This is a genomic window from Blautia segnis, assembly GCF_014287535.1.
GTDB classification, from domain to species: Bacteria; Bacillota; Clostridia; order Lachnospirales; family Lachnospiraceae; genus Blautia_A; species Blautia_A acetigignens.
Genome location: NZ_JACOOT010000040.1, coordinates 89365 through 114868 on the forward strand (window position 1 = coordinate 89365; position 25504 = coordinate 114868).

Consider the following 25504-nt stretch of genomic DNA (forward strand, 5'->3'; position numbering starts at 1 on the left):
TAAATGCGTAACTGTTCAGTATTTGCTGAATAGTTACTTAAATGCTTTAATATTGTAATTTCTTCTGTAGGATCAGCAATCCATGATCAGATCTTCCAGAGTTCCACCTGGCTTTATCATAGGATAAACCATTTCTTCCGGATCAATTACAAATTCAATCAGAGTAGGAACCTTGGTATTCTTCTTTGCTTCCTCAAACGCTGCAGCCACTTCTGTTTTGTTGAAAACACGGATGCCCTTAGCACCATAGCTCTCTGCCAGCTTTACAAAATCCGGTGTATATTCAGGATATTCTTCTCCGTTGGTACGCCGTGAAAGGGCACCGGAACGAAGGTTGGTCATACTGTAGCGTTTGCCGTAGAAAAGCTTCTGCCACTGGCGTACCATACCCAGATATTCGTTATTGAATACGCAAAGGATCAGAGGAAGCTCTTCCAGAACGGCTGTGGCAAATTCCTGAATATTCATCTGCATGCCGCCATCGCCTGAGATGACAATAACAGGTTTGTCAGGGTTGCCGATTTTGGCACCAACACCGCCAGGAAAACCGTATCCCATAGTTCCAAGACCGCCGGACATGATCAGCTGCTTGCCTGGAGTAATCTGGGCATACTGGGAAACCAGCATCTGATGCTGACCTACATCAGTTACAATGATTGCTTCCTCAAACTGCTGGTTAATTTCATTTATAATATCAACCGGACTTAACCGGTCATTAGGACGCATTGCAAGGGGATGCTCCTGCTTCCAGCCGCTAATTTCATTGAGCCATTTTTGGCTGGTATAATTTTCTACGTATTCGGAAGCTTTTGTAAGGGCTTCTCTGGCATCTGCAACAATGGGAATATCCACATGGATATTACGGGAAATAGAAGCTGTATCAATATCAATATGGATAATCTGGGCATTCGGCGCAAACTCATGGAGCTTGCCTGTGATACGGTCATTAAAACGTGTTCCGATGGAAAATAAAACGTCACAGTTGCTCACTGCCATATTGGCCGCGTAGGCACCGTGCATGCCAAGGTTTCCAATAAAAAGCGGGTGATTGGTAGGGATGGCACCTCGTCCCATAACGGTGGTAACTACCGGAACTCCGGTTTTCTCTACAACCTCAAGGAAAACATCATTTGCACGGGAAATATTGATACCTCCGCCGGCAAGGAAAAGAGGCTTCTTTGCCTTGGCCAGGGTTTTAAGTGCTCGCTTGAGCTGTCCGATGTGAACACTGATATTAGGCTTATAGCCGCGGATATTAACATTCTTAGGGTACTCCGGGCTGCCAAGCTCAGCCATAACATCCTTGGGCAGGTCGATCAGAACCGGTCCCGGACGTCCTGTGCGGGCAATATAAAAGGCTTCTTTGATGATACGTCCCAGATCCTCGCGGTTACGGACGGTAACTCCGTATTTGGTGATGCTCCTTGTAATTCCCACAATGTCAACCTCCTGGAAAGCGTCATTTCCAATCAGATGACGGGCAACCTGTCCTGTGAAACATACAAGCGGAACACTGTCATAATTTGCAGTGGCAAGTCCTGTGACAAGATTCGTGGCACCGGGACCGCTTGTAACAAGACAAACGCCAACCTTGCCTGTAGTACGGGCATAAGCATCTGCTGCGTGAACCAGTGCCTGTTCATGGCGGGGAAGGATTACTGTAATATCGTCCTGTTTATATAGTTCGTCGCTGATATCAATGGTGCATGCTCCGGGATAGCCGAAAATATATTCTACACCTTCTTCTTTCAGTGCCTTTACCAGCAATTTATTGCCTGATATCTGTTTCATTTGGTGATGCTACCTCCTTCTTGCCAGAAATTGAAGCAACTGGCTTATTATTATAAAAAAAATACGCTCGTAAGAGCGTTATTGTCTTCATGAATTATTATACATTTTATAAAAGAAAGTGTCAATAAATCTGAAAAAATATACAGAGCCGGACCAACAAAATTTATGCTGCGAAAAGGGAGCGGCAACTGGTAAAAATGCAGATTTTGTGATAAAATAGACAAAAATAAAATCTTTTTGAAGACAAAAGAAAGGCGGTAGATCGTGGAACTGAATAAAGAGAACATGAGAAAGATACGGTGGCTGATTGCATTTGCTGTGCTTCTTTATCTGGGGATACAGAATCTTGCTGTGGTTCTGAAATATGTAAAGCTTTTGTGGGGGCTGCTTCTGCCTTTTGTGTTGGGAGGAGCTATGGCATTTGTATTGAACGTGCCTATGTCCTTTATAGAACGACATCTTTTCGGAAAAGCAAGAGAAAAGAACAATAAAGCAGGCAGAACTGCTGCGAAGCTTGCAAGACCTGTAAGTCTGGTACTTTCCATTGTATTTGTGATTTTGCTGATACTGATCGTGGTGCTGGTTGTAGCCCCTGAGATTGGCACAACCTTAGTAAGCGTAGGGAAGAAGGTGGAGGAAGATATTCCTCTTGCCCAGAAGTGGATTACAGATACCTTCAGTGGAGATTCTGAAATCGTAAAATGGGCATCAGCCATTGAAATTGATCCGCAGAAGATTCTTGATTCTATAGTGAGTGTGCTGAAAAACGGAGCCGATAATCTGGTATCCTCCACCATAACTGTAACTATGGGAATTGTAAGTATGGCAGTGAATTTTGCAATTGGATTTGTGTTTGCCTGCTATGTGCTTCTGCAGAAAGAAAAGCTTGGAAAACAGGTTCTGAAAGCTACATATGCTATTTTGCCGGTAAAAGTAGTGGAATATCAAAGCCATGTGTGTACACTGGCAAGTAAAATATTTGCAAGCTTTATTACAGGGCAATGTATTGAGGCAGTCATTTTGGGAAGCATGTTCTTTGTAACCATGACCATCGGCAGATTTCCGTATGCAATGCTCATCGGGGTACTGATCAGTTTTACTGCACTAATTCCTGTATTTGGAGGAATTATCGGCTGCTGGGTGGGATTTTTTCTGATTCTTATGGTAAGTCCACTGAAGGCGTTCATGTTTCTGGGCTTGTTTCTGATCCTGCAGCAGATTGAAGGCAATCTTATTTATCCTCATGTGGTTGGGAATTCCGTGGGACTTCCGGCTATCTGGGTATTGGTGGCGGTGACGCTTGGTGGAAATCTTATGGGAATCGTGGGAATGCTGATTTTTATTCCATTGGTTTCCGTATTATATGCTCTGTTTCGTGAATGGGTATATGCAAGATTAGATAAGAAAAAAGTGAAGATTTCCTAGAAAACATTTCATGATCAGAAAGAATGAGGACAGGCACTGCTCAATTGAAAAAGTTTACATAAAAATATCACCGGGAGAAATCCGAACCTCCCGGTGATATTTTTATGCTTTTTATTTTTTATGAAGATCAGTCGTTGGTCTGTTTCTGGCTTTCAACTTCAGCGAGCTTCATTGCACGAACCTTCAGCGGCAGACCGAACAGAGTGATAAATCCGTCTGCGTCGTGGTGATCATACATATCACCAGTTGTGAAGGAAGCAAGAGACTCATTGTAAAGGCTGTATGGAGAAGTTGTTCCGGCTTTGATGATGTTGCCCTTGTAAAGCTTGAATTTCACTTCACCAGTTACATATTTCTGTGTGGACTCTACGAATGCCTGGATTGCCTCACGAAGAGGTGTGAACCATTTTCCTTCGTAAACAACCTGTGCAAACTGGCTGCCAAGTTTCTTCTTGGTCTCAAGAGTCTCACGGTCAAGGATCAGTTCTTCAAGCTGCTCATGCGCTGCCATCAGGATGGTTCCGCCAGGAGTCTCATAAACACCACGGGATTTCATGCCGACAACACGGTTCTCTACGATATCGATGATTCCGATTCCGTTCTCTCCGCCGATCTTGTTCAGCTCGGTGATGATCTCGGAAACCTTCATTGCTTTTCCGTTTAAGGTTTTCGGAACACCAGCTTCGAAAGTCATAGTGATCTCAGTTTCTTTATCTGGTGCTTTCTGAGGAGTTACGCTGAGAACTAACATATCGTCGTAGTTCGGAGCCTGTGACGGATCCTCAAGCTCAAGTCCCTCATGGCTGATGTGCCACAGGTTACGGTCACGGCTGTAGCTGTGCTTAGCATCAAATGGAAGGTTGATGCCGTGTGCCTGGCAGAATGCGATCTCATCTTCACGGGACTGCATGGTCCATACATCTGTCATACGCCATGGAGCGATGATCTTAATGTCCGGAGCAAGAGCCTTGATTCCAAGCTCGAAACGGATCTGGTCGTTTCCTTTACCGGTAGCGCCGTGGCAGATTGCAACTGCGTTCTCTTTTCTTGCAATCTCAACCAGCTTCTTAGCGATAGCCGGACGAGCCATGGATGTTCCAAGAAGATATTTGTGCTCGTATACAGCGCCTGCCTCTACGCATGGCATAATATAGTTGTCGCAGAAATCATCTACGATGTCTTCAATATATAATTTGGAAGCGCCGGAAAGTTTGGCTCTCTCTTCAAGACCGTCCAGCTCATTTCCCTGTCCGCAGTTTACGCAGCAGCAAACTACATCATAATCAAATGTTTCTTTCAGCCACGGAATCAGTGCTGTGGTATCAAGTCCGCCTGAATATGCAAGTACAACTTTTTCTTTCATAATATTTACCTCTTTTCTCTTATCCCTCTGAAACAGATAGGGTTATAATTCGTATTAAATTTTGAATAAATATTCATTGTGATAACGGCTCTTACTTGCCGATTGCTATCAACAAAGAATAATATACAACAATACTCATAAATATGCAATAGGAAATTTAAGAAAATTTTAAAAAATCTTTGCATAAAAATACATCATTTAATAGGTAAACACGCAATAAACTGCACAAAAAAGTTGACAGAAGCGTAAAAATAAAGAAAAAATCACTATTGCATAATATGCAGAGAAGATGTATAATTTATTCAACGTTGCAAATACGGAGGATAATGAAATGATTAAAGCTGGAATTATTGGAGCAACCGGATACGCCGGAAACGAAATTGCGCGCCTTCTTCTTGGACATAAAGAGGTAGAAGTAGCATGGTATGGCTCCAGAAGTTATATTGATAAAAAATATGCAGGAATCTATCAGAACTTTTTTAAACTGGTAGATGCCAAATGTATGGATGATAATATGGAAGCTCTTGCGGATGAGGTAGATGTGATTTTTACTGCAACACCGCAGGGATTGTGTGCATCTCTTGTAAATGAGGGAATCCTTTCCAGAGCAAAAGTGATCGACTTAAGTGCGGATTTCCGTATTAAGGATGTAAAGAAATATGAGAAATGGTACGGAATCGAGCACAAATCCCCACAGTTTATTGATGAGGCTGTTTACGGACTTTGCGAGATCAACCGTGAGGACATCAAAAAAGCCCGCCTGATCGCTAACCCGGGATGCTATCCAACCTGCTCTACACTGTCTATTTACCCGCTTTTAAAAGCAGGAATGATCGATCCGAACACCATCATTATTGATGCGAAATCCGGAACAACAGGTGCGGGAAGAGGTGCCAAGGTAGATAATCTTTACTGCGAAGTAAATGAGAATATCAAGGCCTACGGCGTTGCCACACACAGACATACACCGGAGATCGAGGACCAGTTAGGCTATGCATGCGGACAGGAAGTAACCATCAATTTTACCCCTCATCTTGTTCCAATGAACAGAGGAATTCTGGTAACTGCATACGCTTCTTTGACCAAGGATATTACCTATGAAGAAGTAAAAGCAGCTTATGATGCATGCTATGAGAACGAGACATTTGTACGTGTTCTTGATAAAGATGTATGCCCGCAGACCAAATGGGTGGAAGGCAGCAACTACGTGGATGTGAACTTCAAGATCGACCCGAGAACACACAGGATCATCATGATGGGTGCTATTGACAACCTGGTAAAAGGTGCTGCAGGCCAGGCTGTCCAGAATATGAACCTGATGTTTGGATTTAATGAGGCAGAGGGCTTATTACAGGTTCCGATGTATCCGTAATAGAGAAATCAGAGACGAGTATATTGAATCTTATAGAGCTGTTTTTGCAGAAATAAAGATGATAAATTTGCCCAAAAAGGGCAAAGGAGGAGCAGTATTATGGAAATAATTACAGGCGGTGTTACCGCTGCCAAAGGCTTCAAGGCAGCAGCAACAGCAGCAGAAATCAAATACAAAGGCCGTACAGATATGGCTATGGTTTACAGCGAAGTTCCATGTGTGGCAGCTGGTACTTTTACTACAAATGTGGTGAAGGCAGCTCCGGTAAAATGGGATCAGGATGTGGTTTATAATCACCCGGCAGCACAGGCTGTGATCTGCAACAGCGGTATTGCAAATGCATGTACAGGTGCGGAAGGATATGGCTACTGCAAGGCAACTGCAGATGCAGCTGCTGAGATTCTTGGAATCCCGGCAGACAGTGTTCTGGTTGCATCCACAGGTGTTATCGGAATGCAGATTCCCATTGACCGAATTGTAAATGGCGTTAAGGCAATGGCACCGAAGCTGGACGGTTCCCTGGAGGCAGGAACAGAGGCTGCCAAGGCGATCATGACCACTGATACAGTAAAAAAGGAAGTAGCCGTGCAGATTGAAATCGGCGGAAAAACCGTTACCGTAGGCGGTATGTGCAAGGGTTCCGGAATGATCCATCCGAACATGTGCACTATGCTTGGATTTGTCACAACCGACGCTGCAATCTCCAAAGAAATGCTTCAGAAAGCATTAAGTGCCAACATCAAAGACACCTTTAACATGGTTTCCGTTGATGGAGATACTTCCACAAATGATACCGTTCTGCTTCTTGCAAACGGCATGGCAGGCAACCTGGAAATCACAGAAGAGGGCGCTGATTTTGATAAATTTATGGAAGCTCTGAACTATATCAACACTTGTCTTTCCAAGAAAATCGCAGGTGACGGAGAGGGAGCAACCGCACTTTTTGAGGTGAAGATTCTTGGCGCAAAGACCAAAGAAGACGCAGTTACCCTGAGCAAATCTGTAGTAACTTCTTCCCTGACAAAGGCTGCGATTTATGGCCATGATGCAAACTGGGGACGTATTTTGTGTGCAATGGGATACTCCGGAGTACAGTTTGATCCGGAGAAGGTTGACCTATATTTTGAGAGCCGGGCAGGCAAATTAAAGATCATTGAGAACGGTGTTTCCACAGGATATGATGAGGCTGAAGCGACCAAAATCCTTTCTGAGGATGAGGTAACCGCAATCGCAGATATGAAAATGGGAGATGCCACAGCCACTGCATGGGGCTGCGATCTTACCTATGATTATGTAAAGATCAACGCAGATTATCGTTCATAAAAGAGAGGGAAAGAAAGATGGTAAATCAGAAATATCTGGAAAAGGCAGAGGTGCTGATCGAGGCACTTCCTTATATACAGCGTTTTAACCGTAAAATCGTAGTAGTAAAATATGGCGGAAGCGCTATGCTGGATGAAGAACTGAAGGCAAACGTGATCAAGGACGTCGTTCTTCTGAAGCTGGTTGGCTTCAAGCCGATCATTGTACACGGCGGCGGCAAGGAAATTAGCAAATGGGTTGGAAAGGTTGGCATGGAAGCCAAGTTCATCAACGGACTTCGCGTAACCGATGCCCAGACCATGGAGATTGCAGAAATGGTTCTTGCAAAGGTCAACAAAGAGCTGGTTACTCATGTGGAATCCCTTGGCGTACAGGCTGTTGGTATCAGCGGAAAAGACGGCGGACTGCTGAAATGCAAGAAGAAATATTCAGGTGGAGAGGACATTGGATTTGTTGGAGATATCACAAGTGTAAACCCGAAAATCCTGTACGATTTGCTGGAAAAAGACTTCCTTCCGATCGTTTTCCCAATTGGATTTGACGATAATTATGACAGTTACAATATCAATGCAGATGATGCTGCATGTGCCATTGCAGAGGCTGTTCACGCAGAAAAACTCGCATTTCTTTCCGATATCGAAGGCGTTTACAAGGACAAAGATGATTCGTCATCCCTGATTTCTGAGCTTCATATTCAGGAAGCAAGGAAGCTGATCGAGGACGGTTTTGTAGGCGGCGGAATGATTCCGAAACTGAACAACTGTATCGAGGCAATCGAGCATGGAGTTAACCGGGTTCATATTCTTGACGGAAGAATTCCTCACAGTTTACTGCTGGAAATCTTCACAAACAAAGGTATTGGAACCGCTATTTTAAGAGAGGACGGAGAGAAATATTACCATGAACATGAATAATCAGATGGAAGAATCAGAAGCTAGTATTCTTCACACATATAATCGTTTTCCAGTTGTATTTGACCATGGAGAAGGAGTACATTTGTACGATTCCGAGGGCAAAAAATACCTGGATTTTGCAGCTGGAATTGCTGTAAATTCCCTTGGATATCACTATCCTGGATATGACGAAGCACTGAAAGAACAGATCGATAAGCTGACTCATATTTCCAATTTATATTACAATGAGCCTATGACTGAGGCTGGTGCCAAGCTTGTAAATGCAAGCCGTATGGATAAGGCTTTTTTCACAAACAGCGGTACAGAGGCCATTGAGGGAGCTTTAAAAGCTGCAAAGAAGTACGCATATATTCGTGACGGCCATGCAGATCATGAGATCATTGCCATGAATCATTCTTTCCATGGAAGATCCATCGGCGCGCTTTCTGTTACTGGAAATGCCCATTACCGTGAGCCGTTTGAGCCTTTAATGGGCGGCGTTAAGTTCGCTGATTTTAATGACTTGGACAGCGTAAAAGCACAGATCACAGACAAAACCTGTGCCATTATTATGGAAACGGTACAGGGAGAAGGCGGCATTTATCCGGCAGAAAGAGAGTTCTTGGAGGGAGTTCGTGCCCTGTGTGATGAGAAGGATATTATCCTTATTCTGGATGAAATTCAGTGCGGAATGGGACGTACCGGATACTATTTTGCATGGCAGGCATACGGTGTTCAGCCGGATATTATGACCTGTGCAAAAGCACTTGGATGCGGTGTTCCGGTGGGTGCTTTTGTGCTGAATAAGAAGGTGGCACAGGCTTCCCTGAAGCCGGGAGACCACGGTACAACTTACGGTGGAAATCCATTTGCATGCGCTGCAGTAAGCAAGGTTTTCGACATTTATGAGAGGGATATGATCCTGACTCATGTACAGGAACTGACCCCATACCTGGAGAAAAAACTGGATGAGCTTGTGGCAAAGCATGAGTGCGCAGCTGCAAGAAGAGGCATGGGATTCATGCAGGGAATTGTGATCCAGGGACGTCCGGTTGGGGAGGTTGTAAAGAAGGCTCTGGAGAAGAAGCTTCTGGTTATTTCTGCTGGAAGCGATGTGCTTCGTATTGTGCCTCCTCTTGTGATCACAAAGGCAGATATTGATGAGATGGCAGAGATTCTGGATGAGTGTCTGGCATAAATTACAGTAAAAATTTGGCACAGAAGTTCTTCTTGGCCAATGAAAAAAGATACTCTGAAAGTATGTTTTTGATGTGCTTTCGGGGTATCTTTTTTGTCTGAAAAGACCCGGGTTCGATAGTTTTATTCTTCTGCGAAGTCGAATTCGTCTTTGAATTTCTCTTTGAAAATATCAAAAACGGAGGAGAGGATATCGTCATCATCAACAAAAACGTAGCTCTCTGCTTCGTCATTTCCACCTTCCTCGACCTGAAGGATCAGAACTTCCTCATCCTCGTTTTCCTCTTCGCCTTCCACGTCCTCGATTGGCGGGAGAAGAACTGCGTAGCGCTTTCCTTCATAATCAATCTGATCCAGAAATTCAAAGTCCATGTCTTCTCCGTTCTCGTCAGTGAGAGTGATGATCTCAATTTCCTCTTCAACTGGTGTGCTTTTGTTCATTTCGTCAGCCATATCTTTTCTCCTTTCGTGATGAATGTCCGTACGTTCGACAGTCATCTGATGTTGGACTTATTATACCAACTGATGGGCGGATTGGATAGGTGGAAAATATAGAAATTTCTATGAAATTTTGTGCAGGAGGTATAAATTTTCAGACAAGGAATTATTTTGGAAAAATACAGTTGACAAGTAAAGTTGTCAATGCTACAATAGCAACAATATGAAATGACAAATATACTTGTCAAAATGACAAAGAAACAAGTCATTCTTATGCGCGGCTTACACGAAAGAGAAATCTGCCATCCACGGCAGAAGAAAGGAAAAGAAATGGCACTGGAGAACCGTTTGAAGGAATACCGGGCGCGGCTGGGAATCAATCAGGCTGATATGGGGAAGCTTGCAGGAGTATCCAGACAGACCATCAGTCTTATTGAGCGCGGGGATTACTCGCCGTCAGTAACCCTGGCTCTGAAGCTGGCAAAGATCTGCCGGGTGACAGTGGAAGATATTTTTATTTATGCGGAGGATGAAGAAGATGAATAAGGGAAAATCTAAGAAGAAAATGAATTCATATTTAAAGATGATACTGCTCATGGCAGCAGGCGGTGTTGTCGGAGGAATTGTTGGTTTTGTTACAGCGTTTAGCGGAGAGGATTATATAGCAGTTATCGGGCATGGAATGGATGCTTTTCTTTTTGCGGTACGTGATCATGCATTAATGCTGGAATGTATTTGCGGTGCAATCTGTCTTGTGATCTGCGAGACCAATTATGGGAAGATGAAGAGAATGGGAAAACAGATGCAGGATGCTGGGGACGATGAATATCATGAACTGCAGTATCGCATTGAGGTGTCCTCCAGCTGGGGTATGATTGCAAGTACAGTGGGAACCGTTCTTATGATGCTGATTATTTCACCAGGATATTCTATGAAATATATTGAAAGCCAGAGCACAGGTGAGACATGGATGTTTTTAGCAGAAATCGTCGTGTTTTTGGGACTGGTCGGATATTTTAGTTTGTGGCAGGTTCGCTATGTAAAGCTGGTCCAGAGACTTTATCCGGAGAAGAAAGGCGACCCTACTTCTATGAAATTTCAGGAGCAGTGGCTCGCAAGCTGTGACGAAGCGGAGAAGGAAGAAATCTACGAAGCAAGCTATAAGACTTACCTGCTGACTGGAAAAGTACTTCCTGTCTGCACATTGGTGGCTATGCTGCTTCATATGGTATGGAATACAGGAGTTCTCGCTATTATCATCCCAGCTTTTCTCTGGATCTTATCGTCATCTAATTATTGTCACTGCTGTGTTACGAAAAAAAGTGAAAAACTTGCGAAGTGAATGAATCTTTGAAAAATACATATAATACTATTGTGGAGGTGCCGGAAGAGCACCTCCTTTTCTTCCAAAGAAAGGGAGCATCTTTGGGGAAAACGGCAGAATGTTAATTGAATCAAAGGAAGAATCTGGAAGTATAGGACGCTTATGGAGGTATTATATGTGGGGAATTCTTGTGGCATTGATATCTGGTGCATTGATGAGCATTCAGGGAGTATTTAATACGGAAGTGACCAAGCAGACCAGCTTGTGGGTGTCTACCGGATGGGTGCAGCTGTCTGCATTTGCGGTCTGTGTGCTGGCATGGATCTTTACAGGAAGGGACAGCATTGCAGCCCTGTGGCAGGTGGAGAATAAATATACCCTGCTTGGAGGTGTGATCGGTGCCTTTATCACCATTACAGTGATCCAGAGTATGGGAAGCTTAGGCCCTGCCAGAGCAGCCATGCTGATCGTCATTTCCCAGCTGGCAGTGGCTTATGTAATAGAATTATTTGGCTTATTCGGAGTAGAAAAAGTGGATTTTGAGTGGCGCAGACTGCTTGGCATGGCCATTGCAATTGTAGGAATTGTCATATTTAAATGGGAGAAATAATGATAAAAAGGATATGAGTGTCAAAAAAATAAAAGGTTGATAAAATTTAGAAATGGTATTGTAAAAAATGTAAAGTTTCGTTAAAATAGATGAGGTAAAGCATGAGTGGCGGGGAACCTTGACAAAAAGCGGAAAGGGGAACCGACATGGAAAGAAAAAAGAAGCTTATATGTGGAATCCGGATAGCTTTATTTGCAGTCTTGGCGGCAGTATGTATGACAGGATGTACGAGCCGTGAGGATGTTTTTCTGGAAGAAATTGCAGGTGATACAGATCGTATCGAAGGTACAGAGAATGCCAAAGCCACAGGCAGCACTGGGGAAAAACAGACGGACCCCGGAGAACTTGATAATCCGGTTTCAGGAGATGACGTTCCTCTGATGACACAGATTCCACAGACCATATTTGTAGATGTATGCGGAGCGGTTGCAAATCCAGGAGTATATGAGCTGGATGAAGGAAGCCGTATTTTTCAGGCGGTAGATGCAGCCGGAGGGTATTTGCCTGAGGCAGCACAGAACTATCTGAACAGAGCCAGAAGCCTTACGGATGGGCAGCAGATTTATGTTCCCACAGAGGAAGAAATTGCAGAGAATCTGGAAGCACTTGCCTCAAAAGTACCGGAAGCACTGCAAAGCGGTGCGTCAGAGGACACTGGCAGAGAAGGAAATTCAAAAGACAGCTTGGCAGAAGGGGTTGGAAGTAATTCCGGCATTAATCTGAATACTGCAGATGCTGCGCAGCTTTGTACCCTGAGCGGAATTGGTCAGTCCAAGGCAGAAGCTATTATTGCATACAGAGAAGAACATGGAGGATTCGCCTCCATAGAAGAAATTATGAATGTAGAAGGTATCAAAGAAGGTACCTTTTCCAAAATAAAAGATAAGATATCAGTTGGATAAGGGAGAGTCTGAATGAGCAGGAAAGTTTTGGTAGTAGATGATGAGAAACTGATCGTAAAGGGAATCCGATTCAGCCTGGAGCAGGATGGAATGGAAGTTGACTGTGCCTATGACGGTGAGGAAGCCCTTGAGATGGCGAAGGAGAAGAAATACGATATTATTCTCCTTGACCTTATGCTTCCCAAGATGGATGGCTTTGAGGTTTGCCAGCAGATCAGGGAATTTTCAAATGTTCCCATTGTAATGCTTACAGCCAAGGGAGAAGACATGGACAAGATCCTTGGTCTTGAATATGGTGCGGATGATTATATCACCAAACCGTTTAATATCCTTGAGGTAAAAGCAAGAATCAAAGCGATTATGCGCCGTGCAGGCAGCAATCAGGAAGAGAAAGAGAAGGCCAAGACCATCGAGGCAGGAGACCTGAAGATGGACTGCGAGAGCCGCCGGGTATTTATTGCAGGCAAGGAGATTAATCTGACTGCCAAGGAATTCGATGTGCTGGAGCTTCTGGTGTTTAACCCAAACAAGGTATACAGCCGTGAGAACCTGCTTAACATCGTATGGGGATATGAGTATCCTGGTGATGTCCGTACTGTGGATGTACATATCCGTCGCTTAAGAGAAAAGATTGAGGCGAATCCCAGTGAGCCGAAATATGTACACACCAAATGGGGTGTGGGATATTATTTCCAGGCGTAAGAGATGCCAGAGAAAAAGAAACCAAGCTTCTTAAAAAGTCTGCGTTTCCGTATTCTGATCATTCTGGTCATTCTGGGAATCGTACCAAGTGTCATAGTTGCCAATGTAATGGTAGCTGCTTACGAGAATAAGGCAGTAGCTGTGCGCAAGCAGACCGTTGAGAAGCAGTGTGACATTCTGTGCAACCTGTTAATTAAAGAAAATTATATGAATGACTCCAGCTCGCAGGATGTGAACAGCAAGCTGGAGTTGTTGTCTAATGTATATGATGGCAGAATTCTGCTGGTTGACAGGGACTACAGGATTATCAAGGATACTTATGGCGTAGATGAAGGCAAGACACTGATCTCCAGTATGGTGATCAAGTGCTTCAAAGGCGAGGAAGCCAGCCGCTATAACAACAAAACACAGAAAATTGAGATGGCGATTCCGGTGAAGAGTCCGGAGGTGAAGCAGCTTCAGGGAGCTATGCTGATCAGCTTTTCTTCCAATGAGATTGCTGAGAATATTCAGGAACTGGAGCAGAAGAGCATTCTGATCACAGGAATTATCATTGTGCTTGCTGCGCTTCTTGGATATGTGCTTTCCACTGTACTTGTGAAGCCATTTGCAAGAGTTACCAAATCCATCGAGGATCTGACAGACGGTTATCAGAATGAGGAGATTTCCGTTCCGGATTATACAGAGACGGCGTTGATTACTGACGCATTTAATAAGATGCTTTCCCGTATGAAGACACTGGATGAATCCAGAAATGAATTTGTATCCAATGTGTCCCATGAGCTGAAGACGCCGCTTACTTCCATGAAGGTGCTTGCGGATTCCCTTGTAGGCCAGGAGGGAGTACCGGAAGAGCTTTATCAGGAGTTCATGAGCGACATTACAGCTGAGATCGACCGTGAGAATAAGATCATTACCGATCTTCTTTCCCTGGTGAAGCTGGATAAGAAGGCTGCTGACCTAAATGTAGAGCATCTGAATATCAATCAGCTTCTTGAGGACATTCTGAAAAGACTTCGTCCAATTGCAGATAAGCGGCACATTGATCTGATCCTGGACAGCTTCCGTCCTGTGGAGGCAGATGTGGATGAGGTGAAGTTTACCCTTGCAATCAGCAATTTAGTAGAAAACGGTATCAAATACAATGTAGATGACGGATGGGTGCGCGTGACTCTGGATGCAGACCACAAGTATTTTTATGTGAAGGTTGCAGATTCCGGCATGGGAATTCCAGAGGAATCCATTGGAAGGATCTTTGAGAGATTCTACCGTGTGGACAAATCTCATTCCAAGGAAATCGGCGGTACAGGGCTTGGACTTGCCATTACCAGAAGTGCGGTGACCAAGCATCACGGCAACATTCAGGTTGAGAGTAAGGAAGGAGAGGGAACTACCTTCACCGTCCGCATTCCATTATCTTATATTCCGTAGGAGGTGCCGATGAAGAAGCTTTTTAGTGCGGTGCTTGCCCTGGTCCTTGCCTGTAGTCTGCTCACAGGCTGTACGGTGGAAACCCAGGAGGAGAAAGTGGACAGCGGCAGCAACCAGTATTATTTATATTATGTAAACAAAGACGAGACCAAGGTGGTAAAAGAACGGTATCAGCCGGAGCAGGAGAGCGCAGAGTTTATGCTGCAGGATTTTACCGGTATTCTGAATGCCCAGGAAGGAAGCGGAGATAATCTGGCGCTTCTGCCTTCTGGAGTACAGCTTGTCACATACCGTTTGAATGAGTCTCTTCTGGAACTGGAATTTAACAGTGATTACAGTGAAATGTCAAGAGCCAGGGAGATTCTGGTGCGCGCCGGAGTAGCGCGGACATTTCTGCAGATTCCGGGCGTTGCCGGAATCAAGATCTTTATTGAAAGTGAAGAACTGAAGGATTCCAAAGGACAGGCTGTGGGCGTGATCGACGGAAATACTTTTGTGGAGATGTGGGGGTCAGATAAGGATGCTTACCGCTATGACACCTTTACCCTGTATTTTACAGATAAGACAGGGGAGCATCTGGTGGCAGAGCAGCGAAATGTGTACTACAAGCGCATTCTTCCCCGTGAGCGCGTCATCCTGGAGCAGCTTGCCAAGGGACCGATGGTGAAGGGACACTATCCGACCATTCCACAGGAAACAGAGATTCTGGGCGTAGAAGTATCTGACGATGTTTGCTACGTGGATTTCAGTTCTGCCTTTTCTGATTCAGGGATTGATATTCCTGTAAATACTATGATCTATTCTGTGGTAAATTCTCTTCTGGATACTGCATCTGCAGATAAGGTGCAGATTTCTGTTGAAGGAGATACGGAAGCCACACTTAGTGATGGAACATCTTTATATAGTCTTTTTAGCAAAAACACAGATTTGGTCCTTAAAGAGGATCAAAGTGAGTGAAAGCCAGGAAAGGAGCGTGTTTGATGACGCGAAGACCGCTATGTATGCTGTGTCTGATCCTGATGCTTTCCATGTGTGCTACAGACTGGGCGGGGATTCCTCTTATACGGGGGAATCCTCTTCCGGAAAATGCGGTTTCCTGGATCGAGGAGCATCCCCAGGCAACCCTATGTGGAGAAGTGATACAGACCACAGAAAATGAATTTTCACAATCTGTTTATCTAAGCAATGCCTATCTGATTTATCAATCACAAAAATTATCCATTGAAAATGTAAAAGTGTTTTTAAAACAAAGAGAAGAAGTTCCAGCCGGGACTGTTATTTTGGTATCCGGAAAGCTGAAAAGAGTGGAAGAAAAGCGAAATCCAGGGGAATTCGACAGCCAGCAGTATTATGCCAGCCAGCATATTTATTATTTGCTAAACAATGCCGAAATAATAGAAAAATCAGAAAATTATTCGGCATACAGGCAGGGAATAAGTCAGCTTCGGGAGTACCTGGCAGGAGTCCTTGGGAAAATTGCTGGAAAAGAAGCCGGTATTTTTCAGGCAATCGTGCTTGGGGATAAAACCAGTCTGGACAAAGAAGTGAAGCTTCGATATCAGATGGCTGGCATTGTGCATATTCTTGCCATTTCCGGACTGCACATCAGTGTGATCGGAACCGGGCTGTATCAGCTTCTTATGAAAACCGGGCTGGGAATCTGGGGGTCTGGTTTCCTGGCACTGCTTTTTATGCTGCAGTATGGCGTGATGACTGGGGGAAGTGTATCTACTATGCGTGCGGTCTGTATGTTTCTCATCTCAACAGGGGCAAAAATAACAGGCCGTATTTATGATCTTCCTACAGCACTAGCTGTTTCCGCAATGATGATTCTGGGAGAATCTGGGGCTTATTTGTACAACAGCGGATTTCTTTTATCCTTTAGTGCAGTGGCAGGAGCTGGAATTGTGGTTCCTGCGTTTACCAGGACTCTGGAAAAAGGAAAGGAGGGCAGAACCGGGAAGTTATGTACGGCGCTGGCTGCATCTGCCGCCATACAGCTGACTATGCTGCCTGTTTCCCTGTACTTCTTTGGAGAAATTTCTCTTATTGGAATTTTTCTTAATCTGATCGTACTTCCCACTGTTGGAGTGGTACTGGGAAGCGGTGTGCTGGGAATGATTCTTGGTTGTGTAAATTTGAAGATTGGAAGCTTGATGATTTTTCCAGGAAAGATTCTGGCAGGATTTTACGAGAAATTGTGTATGATGGCTGGAAATCTGCCCTTTGGAACATGGATCGCCGGACAGCCGGAAATCTGGCAGATCGTTGCTTACTATGCGGTTCTTGCCAGTGCGGTATTGCTGCTTACGTATAGAAAGAAAAAAAGCAGTACATCAGATAAGGAAAAGGACAAGGTGCAGGAGAAAAATATAGCTGGAAATTTGAGAGTGCGTAAATATCTGTCACTGTTTCTGATCTGTACCGCATTGTTTCTGATCTCCTGGAGAAAAACGGAGTCGTTTTCTATCACCTGTCTGGATGTGGGGCAGGGAGATGGAATTGTGGTGAGAACGCCAGAGGGCAACTGTTTCCTTGTAGATGGCGGAAGCACAAACAAATCCGGAACCGGGCAGTATCAGATTCTCCCTTATCTGAAAAATCAGGGGATTTCCAGAGTAGACGGAATTCTGGTATCACACACAGATAAGGATCACATCAGCGGAGTAGAAGAAATTCTGGAACTGACAGCGCAAAAACTGAATTCTGTTGAAATTGGCTGCCTTTATCTGCCCAATTGGAAAACGCCGCCAGAAGAATGGGAAAAGCTGTCACAGCTTGCGAAGGAAGCGGGAATTTCAGTAAAACAAGTCAAAGAAGGTGACTGTCTGAAAGCCGGAAAACTGGAAATGCAGATAGTCGCCCCTTTGGAAAATGCATCTGGAATAAATGTAAATGAGGATGGAATGGTACTGCAGGTAAAGTATGGAGAGTTTACCGGATTACTGACTGGTGATATGGGAGAAGAGACGGAACAGAAACTTCTGGAAATGGGGGACCTTGAGGATGTGGATTTTCTGAAGGTAGGACATCATGGCTCCCATTATTCTACCAGCCAGCAATTTCTTGACAAAATTAAGCCAGAGTATGCCATTATTTCCTGTTCTTCTACCAATACCTACGGTCATCCTGCCCCGGAAATTGTGGAAAGGCTGGAAAAAGCCGGCTGCAAGGTGGGATTTACCATGAAAAGCGGTGCAGTGACGGTTTCCTGGCAGAAGGGGAAAATTCGGCTGAAAGGATATCTGGGAAATTATATTTAATTATGCTTTAATAAAAAGAAATTTTGTGGTATGGTTTAATGGAACGTCAGGCATAGCCAGGGACTGTGCTGACAGAAAAATCCCGGAATGACAGGAGCGTATATTTTGAAGAATATCCAGGAAGACATTAAATCAGGAAATTTTAAAAGTGCATATTTGCTGTGCGGCGAGGAAGCATATCTGAAGGTGCAGTATAAAAATAAACTGCTGAAAGCGTTGAATCCAGATGACGATACCATGAATTTCAACCATTACGAAGGCCGGAACATCGATGTGAAGGAGCTGATCGACCTTTGTGAGACCATGCCTTTTTTTGCTGACCGCAGAGTGGTTCTGCTGGAAGATACCGGATTTTTCAAAAACAAATGTGATGAACTGGCAGATTATATGAAAGAGCTTCCAGACTATCTCTGCCTTGTTTTTGTGGAAGATGAAGTAGATAAGCGAAGCAAAATGTACAAGGCTGTAAAATCCTGCGGCAGGATCGGGGAATTTGCCCGTCAGGATGAGAAAACACTGATGCAGTGGGCAGCTGGCATTTTGAAAAGAGAGGGGAAAAATATTACCCAGCGCGACATGGAACTTCTTCTGACTATGACAGGAATTGATATGGGAAACCTGAGAATGGAGCTGGAGAAGCTGATCACTTACACCGGAGACCGGAATGTAGTCACAAGGGCAGACATCCAAGAGGTCTGCACCACTCAGACCCAGAATAAGATTTTTGACATGGTACGTGCTGTTACGGAGAAAAACCAGAAGCGTGCCTTAGATCTGTATTATGATCTTCTGACATTGAAAGAGCCGCCTATGCGAATCCTGTTTCTTCTGGCAAAGCAGTTTCGGCAGCTTTTGCTGGTGAAAGAATATACAGAGGAAGGCGTGGCACAGCCGGAGATGGCGTCCAGGCTTGGAGTGCCTTCTTTTGTAGTGCGAAATATTGCTTCCTGCGCAAGATCCTACCGGATCAGTGAACTGCGCCAGGCAGTGACAGATTTTGTGGACGCGGAAGAAGCGGTGAAAACAGGAAGGCTCCAGGATGTACTTAGCGTGGAACTGCTGATTGTAAAATACAGTTCTGCGAGAAGGTAAAGTGAGATAGAAAATTTGGAAAAGCATAGAAAAAAGGCAGTCGATGACGGTTCGACTGCCTTAATTTTCACTTATAAGCTTATAACTAAAAATTCAGATATCTATTAGCCAATGCTGTTAACGGCTTTGGATAAACGGGAAACTTTTCTAGCGCAGTTGTTTTTGTGATAAACACCTTTGGAAGTTGCTTTGCTGATTGTAGAGATAGCCTCTTTTAATGCAACCTCTGCTGCTGCCTTATCGTTGTTAGCTACTGCCTCGTCAACCTTTCTCATGGAAGTCTTAACAGCAGAACGGATGGATTTGTTTCTCGCAGCTTTTGTTCTGTTAACTAAAATTCTCTTTTTTGCAGATTTGATGTTAGCCAATTCGTACACCTCCAATTCATGTGTAAATGTAAAATGTGCGTTGCACAGGAACAGACACGGGCGTTCCTATGAACATGCTTATATAGTTTATAATAATTGCGGAAGATTGTCAATACATATTTTAACAAAAAGTGGAGAGATTATATAGAAACGAAAGAAATAAATTGCTGGATGAAAAACGAAAACAGAACTACCGGAGGAAAGGAATATGCTGGGGAGCTACAAAATCAGGACAGATCTTGCAGTAGAGGCAAGAGAGCGCTTTACAGAAGAAAATGTGGAGGTGCGTGGTGTTGAGGTACGGGAAGAATATAATGAAGAAAAGGAAATCAGAACAACGGTTGTAAAGATTACCACAGAAAATGGCGCCCGTTCCATGGGAAGGCCTCAGGGCACTTACATCACGATCGAGTCAGAAGGACTTTCTGCGCCGGATGAAGATTATCACAGAGAGGTATCGGAGGAGCTGTCCAGGCATCTGCGCCAGCTGATCGGACTGGAGAAAGAGAAATCTGTGCTGGTTGTAGGGCTTGGAAACCAGGCGATTACAGCGGACTCTCTGGGGCCTGAGGTTGTGGGAAATTTGCGCATGACCCGCCATCTTATACGGGAATATGGCCTGAAGAGTACCAGCGAGGAAGCACTTCACGCAATCAGCGGTATCGTTCCCGGTGTGATGGCCCAGACGGGAATGGAAACTTCTGAAATTATAGAAGGCGTAGTAGAAATCACAAAGCCGGATGTGGTGATCGCGGTGGATGCTCTGGCGGCGAGAAGTACCAGAAGGCTGAACCGGACTATTCAGATCACAGATACAGGAATTACGCCAGGGTCTGGTGTGGGAAATCACAGAAATGGCCTTACAGAAGAAAATTTGAAAGTAAAGGTGATTGGAATCGGAGTGCCCACTGTGGTGGATGCAGCTACCATTGTCCACGATTCCATGTCCCATCTTCTAGATGCATTGGAGGAGTCGGAGCAGAAGGAATTTCTGGAGGAAATGATTTCCCCTCACCTGCATGGCATGTTTGTGACGCCAAAGGACGTGGACGAGACCATTAAATATTTAAGCTATACCATTTCAGAAGGGCTGAATATGACTTTTGAGCCGGGAGATTGATCGGTGCATAAAAATAAGAAATGTGGAAAAGGAAAAGGAAAAGAAAAAAAGAAACATACGGGGGAAAACACCGTCATAGGATAACCTTAAAGAGGTGATTCCGTGACAAGAGTCCAGAAGGTATTCTGCATTTTTCTTTGCCTGTGTTTTCTGGTGGTTCTGGCAGTAATGCCAGAGCCTTTTTCCCTGTGGAAAATCATAGAAAACGTGTACAGGCAGTTCCCCCTTTATTATTTTATTGAGGAAAAAACACAGGAAACCTGGCTGGAGACGGACAAGCAGACCCTGGCGCAGATTGCCAGGGAGAATGGAAAATACCTGGGGCAGCAGATGCAGAGCAAGAATAAAACAGAAGAGGATAATATAGAAGAAAAAAAGGAGGAAGAGTTAAAAACAAATCCAAAGACGGACACAAATTCCAAAGCCCTCACCGAAACCGAGACAACCGCAGCTGCGCAGCAGGCGGCCGTCCTGCCCCACCCGCTTCTGGATCTTTCCCCGGACAGGCTTGCAGACTATGATTTTCTCCTGAATAATTTCTATATTGTAGACGAAAATACAGACGCATCCGCCGCCAACCTAAACGCTGCTCAGTTTCTGGCGGAAGATTTTTCCCTGAGTCACGGCCCTCTTGAGCCCCAGATTCTGATTTATCACAGCCATTCCCAAGAGACCTTTGCAGATTCCAGGGAAGGGGAGGAAAGCGACACCATTGTTGGCGTGGGCGATTATCTTACCAGCCTTCTCACAGAAAAATACGGCTACCAGGTCATGCACATAAAAGAAGCTTTTGACATGATGAGCGGGGAACTGGACAGAAACAAGGCCTACGATTACGCCTGTGATTATGTGGAAAAAGTGCTTGAGGAAAATCCTTCCGTGGAGGTAGTGATTGATCTTCACAGGGACGGCGTAGACGAGGACCGAAGGCTTGTCACGGAAATCAACGGGAAAACCACAGCCCAGATTCTATTTTACAATGGCCTGAGCTACACCAATACCCAGGGCCAGGTGGATTATCTGCCCAATCCTTACATACCCGACAATCTTGCTTTTTCTTTTCAGCTGGAATACCAGGCGGCTCTGTACTACCCTGATTTTTACCGGGGAATTTACCTGGCTGGACTGCGCTATAACCTTCATCTTCGGAAGCGGTCCCTCCTTCTGGAAGCTGGTGCTCAGACCAATACGGTGCAGGAGGTGAAAAATGCCATGGAGCCTTTTGCAGATATCCTGAACAGAGTATTAAAAGGAAGTGACAAACAGAATTAATCTGTGCTATAATCTCTTGATAGGATAAAAGAGTATAGCATAACCAGAGGAGGAATGTCTGGAATGACAGACCAGAGTAAAATTCGAAATTTTTGTATTATTGCACATATTGATCATGGTAAATCCACACTGGCAGACAGAATTATAGAGATGACAGGTCTTCTTACAGAGAGAGAAATGCAGTCCCAGGTTCTGGATAATATGGAGCTGGAGCGTGAGCGCGGAATCACCATCAAATCCCAGGCGGTCCGCACGGTTTATCATGGAAAAGACGGACAGGAGTATATTTTCAACCTGATCGATACCCCAGGCCATGTAGACTTTAACTATGAGGTTTCCCGAAGCCTGGCGGCATGTGACGGTGCGATTCTTGTTGTAGATGCTGCCCAGGGTATTGAGGCCCAGACACTGGCCAACGTATACATGGCATTGGATCATGACCTTGAGGTCATTCCGGTAATCAATAAGGTAGACCTTCCAAGTGCAGAGCCGGAGCGTGTGATTAACGAGATCGAGGATGTGATCGGCCTGGAGGCACAGGACGCCCCTCAGATCTCTGCGAAAACAGGACTGAATGTAGATCAGGTGCTGGAGCAGGTTGTTGCCAAGATTCCTGCACCAGTGGGAGATGTGAATGCACCGCTGAAGGCGCTGATTTTTGATTCCATTTATGATTCTTATAAGGGAGCCATTGTTTTCTGCCGTATGGTAGATGGAAAGGTTCGCAAAGGTACTACCATCCGCATGATGGCTACCGGATTTGTGGCAGAGGTTGTGGAAGTTGGATATTTCGGAGCCGGACAGTTTATTCCATGTGAGGAACTGACCGCTGGAATGGTTGGATATATTACGGCCAGCATTAAGAATGTAAGAGATACCCGTGTAGGTGATACCATTACCGATAACAATCGCCCATGCGAGGAAGCTTTGCCAGGATACAAGAAGGTAAATCCTATGGTTTACTGCGGCCTTTACCCGGCAGATGGTTCCAAGTACGGGGATCTTCGGGATGCACTGGAGAAGCTGCAGCTCAACGATGCTTCCCTTTTCTATGAGCCGGAGACATCTGTAGCCCTTGGATTTGGTTTCCGCTGCGGATTCCTTGGACTTCTCCATCTGGAGATCATCCAGGAGCGTCTGGAGCGAGAGTATGACCTGGATCTTGTCACCACAGCGCCCAGCGTTATTTACAAGGTTCACAAAACAAACGGAGAAGTCATTGACCTGACCAATCCTACCAATCTTCCGGATCCTTCTGAAATCGAGTATATGGAAGAGCCAATTGTCAATGCAGAGATCATGGTTACCACAGAGTTTATCGGTGCGATCATGGATCTTTGCCAGGAACGCCGCGGACAGTACCTTGGCATGGAATATATGGAAGAAACCCGTGCCCTTCTGAAATACAAGCTTCCGCTTAATGAGATCATTTACGATTTCTTTGATGCCCTGAAGTCCCGCTCCAGAGGATATGCGTCCCTGGATTATGAGCTTTGCGGCTATGAGAGAAGTGAGCTTGTGAAGCTGGATATTCTTGTAAATAAGGAAGAAGTGGATGCCCTTTCCTTTATTGTCCATGCAGATACTTCCTATGAAAGAGGCCGTAAGATGTGCGAGAAGCTGAAGGATGAGATTCCCCGCCAGCTGTTCGAGATTCCGATCCAGGCAGCTGTTGGAAGCAAGATCATTGCCAGAGAGACCGTTAAGGCCATGCGCAAGGATGTTCTTGCAAAATGCTATGGCGGTGATATTTCCCGTAAGAAGAAGCTTCTGGAGAAACAGAAGGAAGGCAAGAAGAGAATGCGTCAGGTGGGAAATGTAGAGATTCCACAGAAAGCATTTATGAGTGTGCTGAAGCTGGATGAGAATTAAGGCGGAGGAAGCAGATGAAAGTAAAATTACATGTTCTGATCAGAAGAATCAAAAGAAGTTTCAGAAATGACCGGGAACAGTGGATCAAAGGAGGAATCCTTGCAGCTATCCTTCTGGTGATCGTGATTTTTGCAGGAAGCTGTGCATGCGGCAAAAAGAAGGTGAAGGAGCCGGATGCAGCGTCCCAGGGAGTAATGAAGATCACCCCGATTCCAAGCCCTACTCCTACTGTGGCACCTCGTCAGGTAAATAAGGACGCAGTTGCACAGAGCGGCAGTGTGACTATGGTGAATGAATATCTGGTGCAGAAGGAAGAGCAGAGCGCTTCCGGAACCAGCACCTCAGATCAGCAGAAGGCTTCTTCTGAGAGTGCAGCTGATGGCGGGGAGGACACATCTTCCCAGGATACCAGTGCGGATACAGTGGAAGATTCTTCAGAGAACGAATAAGAAAATGACGCGTTTTTTCTATAAAAATGCAGACTCATTTTCAGGAGGAAAATCAGGATGGGAAAAAAGAAGGACAGTCTGGAACTGTATTTTCATATCCCGTTTTGCATAAAGAAATGTGATTATTGTGACTTCCTGTCAGGTCCTGCTACCAGGGCCGGGCAGGAAGCTTATATTTATGCACTTTTACGGGAAATGAAGGCTGTTTCAGCCATAGAAAAGCGTACGGTGGATACCGTTTTTATCGGCGGAGGGACACCTTCTGTGCCGGAGTGTGGCATTATGGAAAAACTTTTGCAGGGAATTGGGAAAAATTTTCAGCTGGCAGCAGATGCGGAGGTTACTATTGAGGCGAATCCGGGAACTCTGACGCCGGAGAAGCTTGCGCTTTACCGCAGATATGGGATTAATCGGATCAGCATTGGCCTGCAGTCTCCCGAAAACCAGGAACTGCGCGCACTTGGCAGGATCCATAATTATCAACAGTTTCTGGAAAGCTATCACATGGCACGGGAGGCGGGTTTTTCTAATATTAATATAGATCTGATGTTTGCAATCCCGGGACAGAGCTATGAAGGCTGGATCCAGAATCTTCGCACAGTGGCCAAGCTTGGTCCGGAGCATATTTCCGCGTACAGCCTGATCATTGAGGAGGGAACACCTTTTTCCGCAAGAAAGCTGGATCTGCCGGATGAAGATACAGAATACCGGATGTACGAGGATGTGGCAGCGGTTCTTGGCAAATATGGGTACTATCAGTATGAGATTTCCAATTATGCAAAAAAAGACAGAAACTGCAGGCATAACGAAGGGTACTGGCAGCGAAAGGACTATCTGGGCCTGGGACTTGGAGCCGCATCTTTGGTTGGCAGGGAGCGGTTTACCAATACATCTGATATGTCAGAATACCTGGAAAACAGCGGAAATCTGGAAAAAATACGAACAGACAGAGAGACTCTTACCAGGGAAGATGAGATGGGCGAGTTCATGTTTCTTGGACTTCGCATGACAAAAGGCGTATCAAAAAAAGATTTTCAGGAATATTTCGGAACTTCCATAGAGAAGATATATGGAGAAGTGTTGGAGAAATATAAAAAACAGGGACTGCTTCTGGAGGAGGACGGAAGAGTCTGTTTATCCAGAGCTGGGATTCATGTAAGCAATGCAGTTATGGCGGATTTTCTCCTTTGAAAAAGAGATAAGAACCACTTGACGAACACATGTTCACATGATATCCTTGAGGAAATGATGCAAACTCAATAAGAAGCCGGAAGAAGTTTCGGAATTATGTGAAATA

Annotated in this window: 23 protein-coding genes; 19 read left to right on the plus strand and 4 right to left on the minus strand. The window is 44.8% G+C overall.

The window, feature by feature from the left end; all coding sequences use genetic code 11:
• Positions 1-72: 72 nt before the first annotated feature.
• A complete protein-coding gene (gene ilvB, locus H8S54_RS17650) occupies positions 73-1791 on the minus strand; it encodes a biosynthetic-type acetolactate synthase large subunit (protein ID WP_173765163.1) in 1719 nt (572 codons plus the stop codon).
• Positions 1792-2055: 264 nt separating this feature from the next.
• On the opposite strand from ilvB, the gene H8S54_RS17655 reads away from it, so the two are divergent.
• A complete protein-coding gene (locus tag H8S54_RS17655) occupies positions 2056-3216 on the plus strand; it encodes an AI-2E family transporter (protein WP_186901938.1) in 1161 nt (386 codons plus the stop codon).
• A gap of 127 nt (positions 3217-3343) precedes the next feature.
• Here the strand turns inward: H8S54_RS17655 and H8S54_RS17660 are convergent, their stop codons facing one another.
• Positions 3344-4579, minus strand: coding sequence for an argininosuccinate synthase (locus H8S54_RS17660; RefSeq protein WP_117853168.1), 1236 nt, complete (start codon positions 4577-4579; stop codon positions 3344-3346).
• 331 nt (positions 4580-4910) lie between these two features.
• On the opposite strand from H8S54_RS17660, the gene argC reads away from it, so the two are divergent.
• From argC to H8S54_RS17680, 4 genes are all read left to right on the plus strand, one after another.
• A complete protein-coding gene (gene argC, locus H8S54_RS17665) occupies positions 4911-5951 on the plus strand; it encodes an N-acetyl-gamma-glutamyl-phosphate reductase (RefSeq protein ID WP_173765167.1) in 1041 nt (346 codons plus the stop codon).
• 99 nt (positions 5952-6050) lie between these two features.
• Positions 6051-7274 (plus strand): bifunctional glutamate N-acetyltransferase/amino-acid acetyltransferase ArgJ, encoded by a 1224-nt coding sequence (gene argJ / locus H8S54_RS17670; RefSeq protein WP_117853170.1) that lies wholly within the window; start codon positions 6051-6053, stop codon positions 7272-7274.
• Positions 7275-7291: 17 nt separating this feature from the next.
• Positions 7292-8188, plus strand: coding sequence for an acetylglutamate kinase (gene argB, locus H8S54_RS17675; RefSeq protein ID WP_021925599.1), 897 nt, complete (start codon positions 7292-7294; stop codon positions 8186-8188).
• A complete protein-coding gene (locus tag H8S54_RS17680) occupies positions 8175-9365 on the plus strand; it encodes an aspartate aminotransferase family protein (RefSeq protein WP_021925598.1) in 1191 nt (396 codons plus the stop codon). Before argB ends, H8S54_RS17680 begins: the two co-directional genes overlap by 14 nt.
• 122 nt (positions 9366-9487) lie before the next feature.
• Here H8S54_RS17680 and H8S54_RS17685 read toward each other — a convergent pair whose 3' ends face one another.
• On the minus strand, positions 9488-9817 hold the full coding sequence (locus tag H8S54_RS17685) for a DUF1292 domain-containing protein (RefSeq protein ID WP_243000251.1): 330 nt from the start codon (positions 9815-9817) through the stop codon (positions 9488-9490).
• A 315-nt stretch (positions 9818-10132) separates the two neighbouring features.
• Between H8S54_RS17685 and H8S54_RS17690 the strand changes: the two genes are divergently transcribed.
• The 9 genes from H8S54_RS17690 (at position 10133) to holA (ending at position 19126) form a co-directional block, all read left to right on the plus strand.
• Complete coding sequence (locus H8S54_RS17690; RefSeq protein ID WP_117853345.1) at positions 10133-10348, plus strand: helix-turn-helix transcriptional regulator; 216 nt, start codon at positions 10133-10135, stop codon at positions 10346-10348.
• Complete coding sequence (locus tag H8S54_RS17695) at positions 10341-11144, plus strand: DUF3169 family protein (RefSeq protein ID WP_021925595.1); 804 nt, start codon at positions 10341-10343, stop codon at positions 11142-11144. The genes H8S54_RS17690 and H8S54_RS17695 overlap by 8 nt, the downstream gene beginning before the upstream one ends.
• A gap of 157 nt (positions 11145-11301) precedes the next feature.
• Positions 11302-11736: a DMT family transporter gene (locus H8S54_RS17700; protein WP_021925594.1), complete on the plus strand. Its 435-nt coding sequence runs from the start codon at positions 11302-11304 to the stop codon at positions 11734-11736.
• A gap of 146 nt (positions 11737-11882) precedes the next feature.
• A complete protein-coding gene (locus tag H8S54_RS17705) occupies positions 11883-12638 on the plus strand; it encodes a helix-hairpin-helix domain-containing protein (RefSeq protein WP_243176888.1) in 756 nt (251 codons plus the stop codon).
• A gap of 12 nt (positions 12639-12650) precedes the next feature.
• Complete coding sequence (locus tag H8S54_RS17710; protein ID WP_021925592.1) at positions 12651-13340, plus strand: response regulator transcription factor; 690 nt, start codon at positions 12651-12653, stop codon at positions 13338-13340.
• 3 nt (positions 13341-13343) lie between these two features.
• Positions 13344-14771: a sensor histidine kinase gene (locus H8S54_RS17715; protein WP_117853175.1), complete on the plus strand. Its 1428-nt coding sequence runs from the start codon at positions 13344-13346 to the stop codon at positions 14769-14771.
• 9 nt (positions 14772-14780) lie between these two features.
• On the plus strand, positions 14781-15728 hold the full coding sequence (locus H8S54_RS17720; RefSeq protein WP_186901939.1) for a GerMN domain-containing protein: 948 nt from the start codon (positions 14781-14783) through the stop codon (positions 15726-15728).
• Between the two features lie 23 nt (positions 15729-15751).
• A complete protein-coding gene (locus H8S54_RS17725; RefSeq protein ID WP_186901940.1) occupies positions 15752-18034 on the plus strand; it encodes a DNA internalization-related competence protein ComEC/Rec2 in 2283 nt (760 codons plus the stop codon).
• A gap of 105 nt (positions 18035-18139) precedes the next feature.
• A complete protein-coding gene (holA, locus tag H8S54_RS17730; protein ID WP_021925588.1) occupies positions 18140-19126 on the plus strand; it encodes a DNA polymerase III subunit delta in 987 nt (328 codons plus the stop codon).
• Between the two features lie 104 nt (positions 19127-19230).
• On the opposite strand, the gene rpsT is transcribed toward holA, so the two are convergent.
• On the minus strand, positions 19231-19494 hold the full coding sequence (gene rpsT, locus H8S54_RS17735) for a 30S ribosomal protein S20 (RefSeq protein WP_330385673.1): 264 nt from the start codon (positions 19492-19494) through the stop codon (positions 19231-19233).
• A 208-nt stretch (positions 19495-19702) separates the two neighbouring features.
• Between rpsT and gpr the strand changes: the two genes are divergently transcribed.
• From gpr to hemW, 5 genes are all read left to right on the plus strand, one after another.
• Positions 19703-20614 carry a GPR endopeptidase gene (gene gpr / locus H8S54_RS17740; RefSeq protein WP_021926279.1) on the plus strand — a complete coding sequence of 304 codons (912 nt, stop codon included), beginning with the start codon at positions 19703-19705 and terminating at the stop codon, positions 20612-20614.
• Positions 20615-20716: 102 nt separating this feature from the next.
• Positions 20717-21886 (plus strand): stage II sporulation protein P, encoded by a 1170-nt coding sequence (locus tag H8S54_RS17745; protein ID WP_243000253.1) that lies wholly within the window; start codon positions 20717-20719, stop codon positions 21884-21886.
• 54 nt (positions 21887-21940) lie between these two features.
• A complete protein-coding gene (lepA, locus tag H8S54_RS17750) occupies positions 21941-23758 on the plus strand; it encodes a translation elongation factor 4 (protein ID WP_173765175.1) in 1818 nt (605 codons plus the stop codon).
• 14 nt (positions 23759-23772) lie between these two features.
• Positions 23773-24207: a hypothetical protein gene (locus H8S54_RS17755; RefSeq protein ID WP_021926282.1), complete on the plus strand. Its 435-nt coding sequence runs from the start codon at positions 23773-23775 to the stop codon at positions 24205-24207.
• A 57-nt stretch (positions 24208-24264) separates the two neighbouring features.
• Positions 24265-25398 (plus strand): radical SAM family heme chaperone HemW, encoded by a 1134-nt coding sequence (gene hemW, locus H8S54_RS17760; RefSeq protein ID WP_021926283.1) that lies wholly within the window; start codon positions 24265-24267, stop codon positions 25396-25398.
• Positions 25399-25504 lie beyond the last annotated feature (106 nt).